We start from the raw sequence: 13723 nt of genomic DNA on the forward strand, positions 1-13723 counted from the left end.
CGAAAGGCGGGCATGGCCCGCCTTTTTCATTCGGGAAGATGACAGACCGCTTCGATATTATGCCCGTCAGGATCAAGCACGAAGGCTGCATAATAATCGGGATGATAATGCTCGCGGATTCCCGGTTTGCCATTGTCACGCCCACCCGCAGCCATGGCAGCCTCATAAAAGCGATCAACCTCCGAGCGGGTGCCTGCCGAAAAAGCCACATGCAAAACGCCTTCGAGTTTTGCGCCCTTCTGCTTGCCGATCCAGAATTCCGGCTTGCCATTGCGGCCATAGCCGACCCAGTCACCAAACTCCATCGCCCGCGTGATGCCGAGTGGCGCCAACGCAGCGTCATAGAAAGCGCCGGACTTTGTCATGCTGGAAATATTGAAACCGATATGATCAAGCATGATGCCCCCCTGAAGCAGCGTTAAGTTTCTGCTTTCAGATCAGATATGGCCAGCACGGAAAAATCAAGCCTCCGCCATTATTTTGGCAAAAGAAAAGGGAGGCAGAGCCTCCCTTCTATCGATTATGAAAACACGTTCTACACGCGGCGCTCGACCATCATCTCCTTGATTTCGGTACAAGAGGCGTGGAGGCCACAGGCCGACAGGGATCACAAGAAGAGGCGATTGCCGCGATTACACGCGGCGCTCGACCATCATCGTCTTGATTTCGGCACAAGAGGCGTAGAGGCCGCAGGCCGACAGGGATCGCAAGAAGAAGCGATTGCCGCGATTACACGCGGCGCTCGACCATCATCTTCTTGATTTCGGCAATCGCCTTGGCAGGGTTGAGACCCTTCGGGCAGGTTTGCGCGCAGTTCATGATGGTGTGGCAGCGATAGAGGCGGAACGGATCTTCGAGATTGTCGAGACGTTCGCCCTTGGCTTCGTCGCGACTGTCGATCAGCCAGCGATAGGCCTGAAGCAGCACGGCTGGTCCGAGGTAACGATCGCCATTCCACCAGTAGCTTGGGCACGAGGTCGAGCAGCAAGCGCAGAGAATGCATTCGTAAAGACCATCGAGCTTCTGACGATCTTCGTGGCTCTGCAGCCATTCCTTCTGCGGCTCTGGCGATACCGTCTTGAGCCAAGGCTCAATCGAACGGTGCTGGGCGTAGAAGTTGCTCAGATCCGGCACCAGATCCTTCACCACCGGCATATGTGGCAGCGGATAAACCTTGATGGAGCCCTTGATCTCATCCATGCCCTTGGTACAGGCAAGCGTGTTGGCACCATCAATGTTCATGGCGCAGGACCCGCAAATGCCTTCACGGCACGAACGGCGCAGCGTCAGCGTCGGGTCGATCTTGTTCTTGATATAAAGAAGACCGTCGAGCACCATCGGGCCGCAATCGTCACGATCGACATAATACGTGTCGATGCTTGGATTTGCGTCGTCATCCGGCGACCAGCGATAAATGCGGAACTCCGTGACATTCTTGGCACCATCTGGACGCGGCCAGGTCTTGCCTTCCTGCATGCGGGAGTTCTTGGGAAGTGCGAGTTCAACCATTGCTCATTCCCTCGATCAGTAAACGCGCTTCTTGGGCGCAATCTTGGCCAGATTGATGCCGCCTTCTTCCTCGGTCGTCAGCGGATCGAGATGAACTGGACGGTAATCAAGCTTCACTTCGCCATTTGGCGACAGCCAGGAAAGGGTGTGTTTACGCCATTCGGCGTCGTTACGGTCCGGGAAGTCCTCATGCGCATGCGCACCGCGGCTTTCTTGACGGGCTTCAGCCGAAACGACTGTCACCATCGCGTTTGCCATCAGATTTTCCAGTTCCAGCGTTTCAACCAGATCCGAATTCCAGATCATCGAACGGTCACTGACCTTAACGTCAGGCAGTTCTTTCCAGATTGCGGACATACGCTCGACGCCTTGCTTGAGCGATTCAGAAGTACGGAAAACGGCAGCATCTTCCTGCATGGTGCGCTGCATCTTTTCGCGCAGTTCTGCGGTCGGTGTCGAGCCGTTGGCATAACGCAGGCGATGGAAACGATCCATGATCTTATCGACGGCTGCTTCGTTGATGTCAGGAATCTTCGCAGCGCGGTCGATGACTTCGCCAGCGCGAATTGCAGCCGCACGGCCAAACACAACCAAATCGATCAGCGAGTTGGAGCCGAGACGGTTGGCACCATGCACGGATGCGCAGCCTGCTTCACCCACAGCCATCAGGCCCGGCTGAACGCGGTCAGGATCTTCTTGCGTCGGGTTCAGCACTTCGCCCCAATAATTGGTTGGAATGCCGCCCATATTATAGTGCACGGTTGGCAGAACCGGGATCGGTTCCTTGGTCACATCAACGCCTGCGAAAATCTTGGCCGACTCGGAAATACCCGGCAGGCGTTCATGCAGAACAGCCGGATCAAGATGGTCGAGATGCAGGTAGATGTGGTCCTTGTTCTTGCCAACGCCGCGACCAGCGCGGATTTCCATGGTCATGCAGCGCGAAACAACGTCACGCGAAGCAAGATCCTTGGCGGAAGGCGCATAACGCTCCATGAAGCGCTCGCCTTCGGAATTAACGAGATAGCCGCCTTCGCCGCGTGCGCCTTCCGTAATCAGGCAGCCCGCGCCGTAAATGCCGGTTGGGTGGAACTGAACGAATTCCATGTCCTGGAGCGGAAGCCCCGCACGCGCCGCCATGCCGCCGCCGTCGCCGGTGCAGGTATGCGCCGAAGTCGCCGAGAAATAGGAACGGCCATAACCACCCGTCGCCAGAACCACCATTTTCGCGGAAAAGCGATGGATCGTCCCATCATCAAGGTTCCACGCAACAACGCCGGTGCAAACACCATCGGTCATGATGAGATCAAGCGCGAAATATTCAATGAAGAACTGCGCGTTGTTTTTCAGCGACTGGCCGTAAAGCGTATGCAGGATCGCATGACCGGTACGGTCAGCGGCCGCACACGTGCGCTGTACTGGTGGACCATCACCAAAATTCTGCATGTGGCCGCCGAATGGGCGCTGATAGATTTTGCCTTCTTCGGTACGCGAGAACGGAACGCCGTAATGTTCCAGCTCATAAACCGCAGCCGGTGCTTCACGCGCCAGATATTCCATAGCGTCCGTATCGCCCAGCCAGTCCGACCCCTTGACGGTGTCGTACATATGCCACTGCCAGCTATCCGGCCCCATATTTTTCAGCGAAGCGGCAATGCCGCCCTGCGCTGCAACCGTGTGCGAACGCGTTGGGAACACTTTGGTGATACAGGCGGTCTTAAAACCCTGTTCGGCCATACCGAGCGTTGCACGCAGGCCAGCACCGCCAGCGCCAACGACAACAACGTCGAATTTGTGATCGATGAACGTATAGTTCTTTTCGCCCGCAGCATTGGCTGCATTGTTTTGTGCACTAGCCATCGGGCTATCAACCTCCGAAGCTCAGCTTGAGGATCGCATAAACGCAAGCCACGCCCACAACCACCGTGAAAAAGGTGTTGAGCATGACGAGCAGGACCTTCATGCCTTCGCCGTGAATGTAATCTTCAATAATAACCTGCATGCCAAGACGCATGTGATAGACGCCGGTCAGCACGAACAGCGCCATCACCAGAGCGGTGAACGGATGCGCCAAAGCGGCCTTTACTTCGGCATAGCTTGCGCCGTGAAGCGAAATAACCAGACCTATGAAAAACAGAACGAGCGGCACGAGTGCGACAGCACTCATGCGCTGAAACCAGAAATGGCCGGTGCCTTCCTTGGCCGAGCCAAGTCCACGAACCTTGCCGAGAGGCGTACGCATATCGTTCATGTCAGAACTCCTTTCAGCGCACTGCAAAAGCAACAACCCAGACAAGGATCGTTGCAGGCAGCGAGAAGGCCAGCGTCAGCCATGCAATCTTGCTGGCTGTGTGCTTTTCAAGACCGGCACCCATGTCCCAGATGAAATGGCGCACACCGCCGGCCAGATGGTGCAGAAGCGCCCAAGTGTAGCCAAACAGAACCAGATAGCCAAACCACGAACTGTAGATTGCGCTTACGGTGTTGAAGGCATCTTCACCGATTGCAGCCGCAATCAGCCATGCAGCGAGAAGAAGGGTTCCGAAATAAAGGGCGCCGCCCGTGATACGATGGATGATGGACATCGTCATCGTGATCTTTGGTCGATAAATCGACAAATGCGGCGACAAAGGACGCTGACGCGTTGCGGTCGGTTGTGTCATGGCTCTCGTGGGCTTCCCTGACGTTTCTACCCGCCTTATCCCGCCAAACACGTTTGGCATGACAAAGCGAATGGCCGGTTCATGCAGAACCGAGTTCGATGTCGTTCACAGCACAGGAAACAGAATCTTCAATCCTGCGCCGGCACGACCCAGAAAATGTGGCTGGATCGTGTCACACGACCCTATGAGGCGCTTTCTACTGCGCTTTCACCACCACGTCAAAGACGCTTTTTCACGAAAAGACTAACAATTGGTCGCACCTCAACGACACATTCGCGTGATTCCTGAATTCAAACGATTGAAGTCGATGTTTCACAAAAACATGTGTAATTTCATCTACTTTTGCGGACGCAGCTTAGTTGCCAAAGCGAATCACATAGCTGGACCAGTCGGCAGCGGCGGCAATCTGCTCATATAACTTGCGGCCATCTTCAGGAACACGCGGCGCATTGAGCATAAGCTTCGACCAGCTGCGCTCTTCCGCCTTGTCGGCAAGCAGATCAATAAACGCTTTGGCGATACCCTTACCGCGATGATCATGATGCACATAAATATGGTCAACCTGGCCGGCGCGCAGGCCGGAAATAGGTTCAGGAAGATCATAAAAAATCACAAAGCCAACCAGATTGCCATCCACGCGTGCGCCGAGAATTTCTGTGGCACGATCCTGCAAAAGCTGCTCGGCGTAAAACTCATCCGGGCGACGTGGTGCCCCGCGCTTCAACGCTTGTGCATAACTCGCAAGCAGAGGCGCAAACTCATGCGCGTCCCGCAGATGAAGCAGCCCGATATCGACGGAATGATCATTGGTCATAAGAACTCTCTCTCGAAACACAGCCCAGCATCACGGAGCTCAACGATTGTAGACGCCAGCCCGACCAAAGGTAAAGCGCGGCGCGCACAAAATCAGATGAGCCAGAGCATTTCCTGTTTGATTGAAGCATTGGAAGTGCTCAACGACCTTTGGCAGCACCACGAAGCTCGACCACATTATCGTCAAGCATCATCGGAAGTGCCGTGCGAACGCAATTGCGGCCATTCTTCTTGGCTTCATAGAGCGCGCCATCAGCCCGCTTAAAGACATCGGCAAAGACATCGTCGAACTCCATTTCCGTCACGCCAAAACTCACCGCGAAACCCACATCGCCCGAAGGACCGGAAAGCGTTATATCGGCACAGGCCAGCCGTACGCGTTCAGCAAAACGCCATGCCGACTGGATGGTATGGCCGGGCAACAGAACAGCGAACTCCTCGCCGCCCATCCGTGCGGCAATGCCATCCTTCGCCGCCGCCGCACGACGCAATTCATCAGCAAAAGCTGCAATCACCCTGTCGCCCAAAGCGTGTCCATGGGTATCGTTGATCGACTTGAAGTAATCAATATCGCAGATAATCAGCGAAAGTGCCTGTCGCATGCGCTTGGATTTTTCGATCGCCGCTTCGGCGCGGAATTCAAAACCGCGACGGTTGAGAAGTCCGGAAAGCTGATCCGTCTCCGAACGCAGCGTCACATCGGAAATCAGCTCCCCCATCAGACTGAGCAGAAGCAGCAAACCACCGGCAACCGAAAGCCCGGCACCGATCGACTGAACCAGCAGCGCATAATTGGTATGCATATAATCATCAGGCGAAGCACCAACACCGCCGACCATAGTGGCGAGAACCGGTTTAATCAGAAAATGAAGGGCGCTCACCATAAAGAGCGCCGCCATCATGCCATCCAATGCCCCCCACGACCTGCCAAAGGGCTTGCTGCGGGAATGAACGCTCGTGCGGCTGCGCAAAACGATCCACGCAGCCAGCACGAGGATCAGAAAATACGGCAACTGATAAAGAATACGGCCAAGCATCTGACTGCGGGCGATATCGTAAATCGCAAAGATCATGACCAGCGAACCGGCAAAGAGAAGCCCCAGCCGCACCCACGGCACAGGAAGACCATACATGCGGGCAAGACCGACAACCAGACAGGAAAGCGTTATGAAATACATGCCAAAACTGAGCATGTAAGCGAATTTCTGGCTGGGGAGGAAGGAGATCAGGATCTCAGTGAGAAAGTACAGCATCGCAAAAACAAAGCCGAGCCCAAACACGGGGGCGGCAGCGTTATCACGGGCATAGGCAGCGATACCGAAAAAGGTGAGAGCAAACAGACCCGAAACCGTCGTATTTATAAGCAGTATGAACTCAGCACCATCCATCCGTCCATCCCTGCATATATCTGGTGGCGCGAGAAGACCACACCCCGCACCATTCATTGAATGCTATATTAGACCAAAACCGCTAAAAAAGCATCTAATTTAGAAATGCAAATAATACGTTGTTTACGAAACAAAAAAACCGCCGGATCACTCCGGCGGTTTTTTCAATGATCTTTTACGACCATCAGTTCCAGTCGCGAATGTCCACGAAATGACCGGCAATCGCTGCAGCGGCTGCCATGGCGGGCGAAACGAGATGCGTGCGACCCTTGAAGCCCTGACGGCCTTCAAAGTTACGGTTTGACGTCGAAGCGCAACGCTCACCCGGCTTCAGACGGTCATCATTCATGGCAAGGCACATCGAACAGCCCGGCTCGCGCCAGTCAAAACCCGCTTCGATGAAAATCTTGTCGAGACCTTCGGCTTCCGCCTGCTCCTTCACAAGGCCCGAACCCGGAACGATCATGGCGTTCACGCTTGCCGCAACCTTCTTGCCTTCGACCATACGGGCTGCATCGCGCAAATCCTCAATACGTCCGTTCGTGCAAGATCCGATGAAAACGCGGTCAATGGCGATGTCCGTCATCTTGGTGCCAGGCTTCAGGCCCATATAGTCAAGCGCACGCCACTTGGATGCACGCTTGGTTTCGTCCTTGATCTCGTCCGGGTTGGGAACGATGCCGGTGACGAAGACCACATCTTCCGGCGATGAGCCCCAGGATACAACCGGCGAAATCTTGGCAGCATCAAGCTCGACGATCTTGTCGAAATGCGCCCCTTCATCCGAATTGAGCGTCTTCCAATACCGGATCGCCTGCTCAAGCTCTTCGCCCTTGGGCGCACGCGGCTTATCTTTGATATATTCAAATGTGGTTTTATCCGGCGCAATAAGACCGGCGCGCGCACCACCTTCAATCGACATGTTGCAGACGGTCATACGACCTTCCATCGACAGCGAGCGAATGGCGCTGCCTGCATATTCGATCACGTAGCCGGTGCCACCTGCGGTGCCGATTTCGCCGATGATGGCAAGCGTGATGTCCTTGGCAGTAACGCCCGGAGCCAGTTCACCCTCAACACGCACCAGCATGTTCTTGGCTTTTTTCTGGATCAGCGTCTGCGTTGCCAGAACATGTTCGACTTCCGATGTGCCGATACCATGCGCCAGCGAACCAAATGCACCATGCGTCGATGTATGGCTGTCACCGCACACAATCGTCATGCCCGGCAGCGTAAAGCCCTGCTCTGGACCAACGATATGCACCACGCCCTGACGACGATCACGCTCGGAATAATATTCAACGCCAAAATCAGCGGCATTCTTGGCAAGAGCCTCAACCTGAATGCGGCTTTCTTCATTCTTGATGCCGTTGATACGATCTGGCGATGTTGGAACATTATGATCGACAACAGCCAGTGTACGCTCAGGATGGCGCACCTTGCGGCCCGTCATGCGCAGGCCTTCGAAAGCCTGTGGGCTTGTCACTTCATGCACAAGATGGCGATCAATATAAAGGAGGCAGGTACCATCGTCCTGCTGATCCACCACATGGTCGTCCCAGATCTTGTCATAAAGTGTACGCGGCGCGCTCATTGCGAGAGTTCCTTTGAATAGTTCTTAATTGGCTGTCATATGCACCCGCCACCGCATTTCGTCAAGAAACACAAACCGCAACAGGGTGTCGCAGTAACAATCTTGCGCAATGTAGGCGAAATTGTGCAATATGTTACGCAGCCTTTTGGCTTTTGCAAATAAAAAAGGCGACCCAAAGGCCGCCCTTTTCAGATTCTTGCACAACTGGCTTATTCAGCAGCAGTCTTTGCAGCTTCTGCTTTGGCAGCAGCGATCTTGTCGGCTTCGCGTTCTGCCTTGGAACGGTTGTCTTTCTTTTCAGCAATACGTGCAGCCTTACCGGTGAGGCCACGGAGGTAGTAAAGCTTCGCGCGACGGACCTTACCGCGGCGAACAACTTCAACACCTTCTACGATTGGCGAATAAACCGGGAATACGCGCTCTACGCCTTCGCCGTAAGAAATCTTGCGAACGGTGAAGTTTTCGTTGATGCCAGCGCCGGAACGGGCAATGCAAACGCCTTCATAAGCCTGCACACGGGTACGTGTACCTTCGGTAACGCGCACCTGAACGCGAACGCTGTCACCTGGCTGGAAATCTGGAAGCTTGCGCTTTTCTTCGATCTTGGCTGCCTGTTCGGCTTCAAGCTGACGAATGATATTCATCGTCTCTTCCTTCTGAATTCTTCTCAAACAGCCAGAGCGCTCTGCACTCACCACCAAGCATCTTTGGCCCAGTGGTTATGCCCGAAAAATCAGGCAGGAGCGGTACACTATTTATTGGTTTAAAGATGTCGGGCTTTTGCCCAACTGGCGCGGCAATACACCATTGCCGTCAATGAATCAATATCGGTGCTGCGAAATCGCTATTTTCCGCCAATACGGCCAAGATGCGTATCCTGAAAACCGGTTCCGTATTTAAGGCCGAAGCCAAGCGCACGATCCACGCCAATATGAACAGCCCAGATAAGCGCAATCAAAAGGCAAACTGGCCAGCTCATAACCCAGCCAAGCACGGCCACAAGCACAACGCCAATCCAGCTATGCGCGATATTATAGACGACAGCGCCCGTGCGTGGTCCTTTAAGATAAGCAAAGAACGATAGATCCGGTGCAAGGACGAGAATCGCAAACAGCCACCAGTTTGCGCCCATCACCCAATATGCGCCAAGCGCCAACAGCGCCAGAGAAAGGCTTTCAAGCCGCTGGATCAGGTTCATGAGCGCTTGCCCTTGCGATAGGCTTCCCAAAGATCAGGACGCCGTGCTTTTGTAATGCGTTCAGCCTCAGCATGGCGCCATTTATCAATCGCACCATGATTGCCGGAGGTGAGAATTTCAGGGATCGAGCGATCCTCCCAAATCTGCGGGCGGGTATAATGCGGATGTTCCAGAAGCCCGGTTTCAAAGCTTTCCGCCTCGCCCGATTCCCGGTTGCCCATCACGCCAGGCAAAAGCCGCACAATCGCATCCAGCAAAACGATGGCCGCAGTCTCGCCACCCGACAGAATATAATCGCCGATCGAAATCTCTTCGAGCGCGCGTCCTTCGATCACCCGCTCATCGACACCTTCAAAACGGCCACACAGAATAATCGCGCCCGGACCGTCAGCCAGTTCACGCACGCGCTTTTGTGTGAGCGGCGCACCGCGCGGACTCATCAGCAGCATCGGGCGATCATCAGCAACCGAATCGAGCGCGCGCGCCACCACATCCGGTTTCATCACCATGCCCGCACCACCACCCGATGGCGTGTCATCCACCATGCGATGCTTGCCTTCAGCAAAATCGCGAATCTGCACTGTATCAAGCAACCACGTGCTTTCAGAAAGCGCCTTGCCAGCAAGCGAAATGCCAAGCGGCCCCGGAAACATTTCAGGATAAAGCGTCAGCACCGAAGCATGAAATCCCGGTCGCGCTTTATCCGTATCAGAAAGCGCGCTCATGATTTCTTTGGTCGCTTCTGGTCGTTTTGCTGCTTGGTATATTCGCGAAGCGCTGCCTCATCATCCTCGGCAATCAGTCCCGCAGCATAAGGCTCGACCGTTATAGTCCCCTTGTCAAAATCGATTTCCGGCACCGCTGCTTCCGTAAACGGGATCAGCATTGGACGTTTGCCTTTAAGACTGAGCTCAATCAGATCGCCGCCACCAAAATCGAAAAGGGCACTCACAACCCCATAGGATTGACCGTTCGCATCAACGGCTTCAAGCCCGATCAAATCCGTCTGGAAAAACTCATCTTCATCAAGTTCATCATCGTGCAATTGTGAGCGGTCGATGAAAAGCTCGGTGCCGTTGAGCGCTTCGGCAGCATTGCGATCATTGACGCCCTTGAAGCGAACAACAACCACAGTCTTTGCCGCACGGGCTTCCAGCACCTCATAGGCCTTGCCCTGCGCATCATAGAGATGGCCGTAATCAGCAATAGCCAGCGGATCATCGGTAAATGTCTTGACCCGGACTTCGCCACGTATGCCATGCGCGGCTCCGATGACGGCAAGCTGGATTGGGTTCTCGGGACGAGGCATGAATATTTCCGTGATTAGATACAATTGCTAATCGCATACCCAATTTCTCGCAAGAACGCCAAGGAAAAGAGCGAAAAGCAATATTTACTGCCCGGCAACCTATCGCTGTCACACTGCACCGACAACAACGCCAAGAGCGAATCCCGATCATGACCAGCAAAGCCGAATTCCTTATCCCAGCCCGCGCCGACCTTGCAGCGGCACGCGAGGAATGGCTGAAATCACTCAAAGACATGCGCCGTCTTTCGGAAAACACCCTTGAAGCCTATGAGCGCGACACACGCCAGTTTCTGCAATTCATGACCGGGCATCTGGGCGAGCCGCCGTCGATCAAAGACATCGGCAATCTGCGTATCGCGGATTTGCGCTCCTATCTTGCCAATCGCCGCAACAATGGTGCAGGCGCGCGCACGCTTGGCCGCGGTCTCGCAGGCGTTCGCTCGCTGTTGCGGCATCTGGAACGGCGCGGCCTGATCAATGCAGCCGGTGCAGGTGCCATACGCGCACCGCGCCAGCCAAAGTCGCTGCCAAAGCCACTCACCGCAGAAGATGCGCGCCGCGTTGTTGCTGCCGATGGCCAGATGGCGGAAGAGCCGTGGATTGCAGCGCGCAATGCTGCCGTTCTCACACTGCTCTATGGGTGCGGCCTGCGCATTTCAGAAGCTTTAAGCCTTGCGGGTGAAGCGCTAAACGACCCATCCGTGCTTTCGATCACCATCACCGGTAAAGGCGGCAAGTCCCGCATGGTGCCACTGTTGCCAGCGGTGCATCGCGCCGTGGCGCAATACAGAGCGCTTTGCCCGTTTGATCTTTCGCCCGACAAAGCTTTGTTCCGCGGTGCCAAGGGCGGACAACTTCATGCCGCCATTATTCAACGCGAGATGCAGAAACTGCGTGCCGGCCTCGGCCTTCCCGATACCGCAACCCCGCATGCCCTGCGCCATTCCTTTGCCACGCATCTGCTTGGCCGTGGCGGCGATCTGCGCACCATTCAGGAGCTGCTCGGTCATGCGAGCCTTTCAACAACACAGGTCTATACCGGCGTCGATACCGCACGCCTTCTCGAAGTGTATGACAACGCGCATCCCCGCGCCTGACTACGCTGTTTCGGAACAATCAGCGCAACCCACGGCACCGCCTGCCCCCGGCAAAAAACTGACAAAAAAAGGCCTGCGCGAGCAGGCCTTTCTTCATATTGGTTTGAACCAATAATTACATATGGATTGGTTTGGCAAAGGTTGCCAGCGCCGATTCACGAACGGCTTCCGACATGGTTGGATGCGCATGGCAGGTGCGTGCGAGATCTTCGGACGAACCACCAAACTCCATCAGAACAGCCAGCTCGTGGATCATTTCGCCGGCATTATAGCCGAGGATATGGGCGCCAAGAACGCGATCCGTTGCCTTGTCGGCGAGGATCTTCACAAAGCCATCCGTGTGCTGCATGGCGCGTGCGCGACCATTGGCCGTGAACGGGAACTTGCCGATCTTGTATTCGATGCCTGCGGCTTTCAGCTCTTCCTCGGTCTTGCCAACGGAGGCGACTTCCGGCTGCGTATAAACAACGCTTGGAATAACGTCGAAGTTTACATGTCCTGCCTGACCGGCGATGATTTCCGCAACGGCAATGCCTTCGTCTTCGGCCTTATGTGCGAGCATTGGGCCCTGAACCACGTCACCGATGGCATAAATGCCCTCGACATTGGTGCGCCAATGATCATCGATTGCCACACGACCGCGATCATCGAAATTAACGCCTGCTTCAGCAAGACCAAGACCATCGGTATAAGGACGGCGGCCAGTCGAAATCAGAACGGCATCGGCTTCGAGTGTTTCCACATCGCCGCCCTTGACTGGTTCAAAGGTCACTTTTGCGCCCTTACCAGCCTTTTCAACGCCCGTCACCTTTGCGCCAAGCTTGAAAACAATGCCCTGCTTTTCAAGAAGACGCTGGAACTGCTTGGACACTTCGCCGTCCATCGCGCCCAGAACCTTGTCGAGATATTCGACAACCGTCACTTTCGCACCAAGACGGGACCAGACGGAACCAAGCTCCAGACCGATCACGCCGCCGCCAACGACAACCAGATGACCCGGAACCTTGTCGAGCGCGATTGCCCCCGTTGAAGACAGGATGACCTTCTCATCAATGTCCACCTTGACACCGGGAATGCCAGCAACATCCGAACCGGTTGCGATAATGATGTTCTTGGCTTCGATTTCCTGAACGCTGCCATCTTCGGCCGTCACGGAAACCTTGCCCTTGGCAACGATCTTGCCGGTGCCGATGAATGGCGTGATCTTGTTCTTTTTGAACAGGAATTCGACGCCCGACGTATTCGACTTCACCGTCGCATCCTTGTGCGCCATCATCTTTTCAAGATTGAGCTTCGGCGTACCGACTTCAACACCCAGCGTATCAAAAGAATGTCCGGCTTCCGCAAACACTTCCGATGCGTGCAACAACGCCTTGGAAGGAATGCAGCCAACGTTGAGACACGTGCCGCCAAAGGTCTTGCGCTTTTCGATCACCGCCACCGAAAGGCCAAGCTGTGCGGCCTTGATTGCAGCAACATAACCGCCGGGGCCGGTACCGATGACAACCACATCGTATGACATTAAACTATCCTTCTTCAGTCTGATCCAGAATGGCCGTTACGGCCCTTAAACTGTTACAAAACCGGAAATCCGGTCATTCTTCAGGGGTGCAGGCCTTGAAACGAAACGTCTCGAACTGAAGCGGCTTTTCAGGCTTCGCTGCACCAAAATCATATCCGTCGAGCGCTGTTGCCAGATCGGGAAACAGAATGGCCTGCGCTGCCGGCTCATCGGCCTTGGGCAACACATCGGCTTCCGCACCTTCTTTCAGCGCATAGATAACGCTCTGCCAGAGACTGCAATCATCAAGGTCTTCAGGGTCAGTGCCACCGTTCTTGCAGTTATAGGTAATGAGCGCATACGGACGTGCAACGCCCTCTTCCGGCCAGATCACGAGACCGGAAAGCTTGAACTCCGGCTTGTCATCGGCGGTAATCGTGAATTCATTGGTGGGGGCCGGATTCATCTTGAGCGCGTTCGACTGCCCCTCATGAAACGTGAGCGTGTAAGCATCACCCCGGTCACGATACACTGCACGGTTCTGCGTGCAGGCGGCCTGAACAGCACTTGAGAAAACCGTAACGGCGAGCGCAGATGCTGCCACCACTTTGAAGAGCTTCTTAACATCAGGCATCTGTCGGTTCTCCTCGT

The 13723-nt window shown here is 54.9% G+C and carries 15 protein-coding genes; 1 reads left to right on the forward strand and 14 read right to left on the reverse strand.

Annotation, left to right across the window (positions count from 1 at the left end; genetic code table 11):
* Positions 1 to 26: 26 nt before the first annotated feature.
* The 12 genes from ABE530_RS12885 to rimM all read right to left on the reverse strand — a co-directional run bounded on the left by ABE530_RS12885 (position 27) and on the right by rimM (position 10474).
* A complete protein-coding gene (locus ABE530_RS12885) occupies positions 27 to 398 on the reverse strand; it encodes a VOC family protein (protein ID WP_499694757.1) in 372 nt (123 codons plus the stop codon).
* A 331-nt stretch (positions 399 to 729) separates the two neighbouring features.
* Positions 730 to 1509 carry a succinate dehydrogenase iron-sulfur subunit gene (locus tag ABE530_RS12890; protein WP_265982360.1) on the reverse strand — a complete coding sequence of 260 codons (780 nt, stop codon included), beginning with the start codon at positions 1507 to 1509 and terminating at the stop codon, positions 730 to 732.
* Between the two features lie 15 nt (positions 1510 to 1524).
* Positions 1525 to 3369 carry a succinate dehydrogenase flavoprotein subunit gene (gene sdhA, locus ABE530_RS12895; RefSeq protein WP_265982361.1) on the reverse strand — a complete coding sequence of 615 codons (1845 nt, stop codon included), beginning with the start codon at positions 3367 to 3369 and terminating at the stop codon, positions 1525 to 1527.
* A 7-nt stretch (positions 3370 to 3376) separates the two neighbouring features.
* Positions 3377 to 3760, reverse strand: coding sequence for a succinate dehydrogenase, hydrophobic membrane anchor protein (gene sdhD / locus ABE530_RS12900; RefSeq protein ID WP_265982362.1), 384 nt, complete (start codon positions 3758 to 3760; stop codon positions 3377 to 3379).
* 13 nt (positions 3761 to 3773) lie between these two features.
* The gene (gene sdhC, locus ABE530_RS12905) at positions 3774 to 4172 is read right to left on the reverse strand and encodes a succinate dehydrogenase, cytochrome b556 subunit (protein ID WP_265982363.1); all 399 of its coding nucleotides are present in this window, start codon (positions 4170 to 4172) and stop codon (positions 3774 to 3776) included.
* A 355-nt stretch (positions 4173 to 4527) separates the two neighbouring features.
* Positions 4528 to 4986, reverse strand: coding sequence for a GNAT family N-acetyltransferase (locus ABE530_RS12910; protein WP_265982364.1), 459 nt, complete (start codon positions 4984 to 4986; stop codon positions 4528 to 4530).
* A 139-nt stretch (positions 4987 to 5125) separates the two neighbouring features.
* The gene (locus ABE530_RS12915; RefSeq protein ID WP_265982365.1) at positions 5126 to 6373 is read right to left on the reverse strand and encodes a GGDEF domain-containing protein; all 1248 of its coding nucleotides are present in this window, start codon (positions 6371 to 6373) and stop codon (positions 5126 to 5128) included.
* A gap of 184 nt (positions 6374 to 6557) precedes the next feature.
* On the reverse strand, positions 6558 to 7967 hold the full coding sequence (gene leuC, locus ABE530_RS12920) for a 3-isopropylmalate dehydratase large subunit (protein WP_499694758.1): 1410 nt from the start codon (positions 7965 to 7967) through the stop codon (positions 6558 to 6560).
* 209 nt (positions 7968 to 8176) lie between these two features.
* Complete coding sequence (gene rplS / locus ABE530_RS12925; RefSeq protein ID WP_265982367.1) at positions 8177 to 8611, reverse strand: 50S ribosomal protein L19; 435 nt, start codon at positions 8609 to 8611, stop codon at positions 8177 to 8179.
* A gap of 200 nt (positions 8612 to 8811) precedes the next feature.
* On the reverse strand, positions 8812 to 9165 hold the full coding sequence (locus ABE530_RS12930) for a DUF4260 domain-containing protein (protein ID WP_265982368.1): 354 nt from the start codon (positions 9163 to 9165) through the stop codon (positions 8812 to 8814).
* On the reverse strand, positions 9162 to 9890 hold the full coding sequence (gene trmD / locus ABE530_RS12935; RefSeq protein ID WP_499694759.1) for a tRNA (guanosine(37)-N1)-methyltransferase TrmD: 729 nt from the start codon (positions 9888 to 9890) through the stop codon (positions 9162 to 9164). Before trmD ends, ABE530_RS12930 begins: the two co-directional genes overlap by 4 nt.
* Positions 9887 to 10474, reverse strand: a complete 588-nt coding sequence (gene rimM / locus ABE530_RS12940) for a ribosome maturation factor RimM (protein WP_265982370.1) — start codon at positions 10472 to 10474, stop codon at positions 9887 to 9889. The genes trmD and rimM overlap by 4 nt, the downstream gene beginning before the upstream one ends.
* Positions 10475 to 10623: 149 nt before the next feature.
* Between rimM and ABE530_RS12945 the strand changes: the two genes are divergently transcribed.
* Positions 10624 to 11571 (forward strand): tyrosine recombinase XerC, encoded by a 948-nt coding sequence (locus ABE530_RS12945; RefSeq protein WP_499694760.1) that lies wholly within the window; start codon positions 10624 to 10626, stop codon positions 11569 to 11571.
* Positions 11572 to 11686: 115 nt separating this feature from the next.
* Here ABE530_RS12945 and lpdA read toward each other — a convergent pair whose 3' ends face one another.
* Together lpdA and ABE530_RS12955 are read right to left on the reverse strand one after the other, a co-directional pair.
* Positions 11687 to 13093 carry a dihydrolipoyl dehydrogenase gene (gene lpdA, locus ABE530_RS12950; protein WP_499694761.1) on the reverse strand — a complete coding sequence of 469 codons (1407 nt, stop codon included), beginning with the start codon at positions 13091 to 13093 and terminating at the stop codon, positions 11687 to 11689.
* A gap of 73 nt (positions 13094 to 13166) precedes the next feature.
* Complete coding sequence (locus ABE530_RS12955; RefSeq protein ID WP_265982373.1) at positions 13167 to 13706, reverse strand: hypothetical protein; 540 nt, start codon at positions 13704 to 13706, stop codon at positions 13167 to 13169.
* Positions 13707 to 13723: the final 17 nt, after the last annotated feature.

Source organism: Brucella sp. TWI559 (assembly GCF_039674265.1).
Taxonomy (GTDB): Bacteria; Pseudomonadota; Alphaproteobacteria; order Rhizobiales; family Rhizobiaceae; genus Brucella; species Brucella chromiisoli.

Bases quoted from the DNA above. Each gene is read 5' to 3' on its own strand.
- trmD (WP_499694759.1), bottom strand. From the start codon at position 9,890: ATGAGCGCGCTTTCTGATACGGATAAAGCGCGACCGGGATTTCATGCT.
- leuC (WP_499694758.1), bottom strand. From the start codon at position 7,967: ATGAGCGCGCCGCGTACACTTTATGACAAGATCTGGGACGACCATGTG.
- ABE530_RS12955 (WP_265982373.1), bottom strand. From the start codon at position 13,706: ATGCCTGATGTTAAGAAGCTCTTCAAAGTGGTGGCAGCATCTGCGCTC.
- rimM (WP_265982370.1), bottom strand. From the start codon at position 10,474: ATGCCTCGTCCCGAGAACCCAATCCAGCTTGCCGTCATCGGAGCCGCG.
- rplS (WP_265982367.1), bottom strand. From the start codon at position 8,611: ATGAATATCATTCGTCAGCTTGAAGCCGAACAGGCAGCCAAGATCGAA.
- ABE530_RS12910 (WP_265982364.1), bottom strand. From the start codon at position 4,986: ATGACCAATGATCATTCCGTCGATATCGGGCTGCTTCATCTGCGGGAC.
- sdhC (WP_265982363.1), bottom strand. From the start codon at position 4,172: ATGACACAACCGACCGCAACGCGTCAGCGTCCTTTGTCGCCGCATTTG.
- sdhD (WP_265982362.1), bottom strand. From the start codon at position 3,760: ATGAACGATATGCGTACGCCTCTCGGCAAGGTTCGTGGACTTGGCTCG.
- ABE530_RS12890 (WP_265982360.1), bottom strand. From the start codon at position 1,509: ATGGTTGAACTCGCACTTCCCAAGAACTCCCGCATGCAGGAAGGCAAG.
- ABE530_RS12945 (WP_499694760.1), top strand. From the start codon at position 10,624: ATGACCAGCAAAGCCGAATTCCTTATCCCAGCCCGCGCCGACCTTGCA.
- ABE530_RS12915 (WP_265982365.1), bottom strand. From the start codon at position 6,373: ATGGATGGTGCTGAGTTCATACTGCTTATAAATACGACGGTTTCGGGT.
- ABE530_RS12885 (WP_499694757.1), bottom strand. From the start codon at position 398: ATGCTTGATCATATCGGTTTCAATATTTCCAGCATGACAAAGTCCGGC.
- ABE530_RS12930 (WP_265982368.1), bottom strand. From the start codon at position 9,165: ATGAACCTGATCCAGCGGCTTGAAAGCCTTTCTCTGGCGCTGTTGGCG.
- sdhA (WP_265982361.1), bottom strand. From the start codon at position 3,369: ATGGCTAGTGCACAAAACAATGCAGCCAATGCTGCGGGCGAAAAGAAC.
- lpdA (WP_499694761.1), bottom strand. From the start codon at position 13,093: ATGTCATACGATGTGGTTGTCATCGGTACCGGCCCCGGCGGTTATGTT.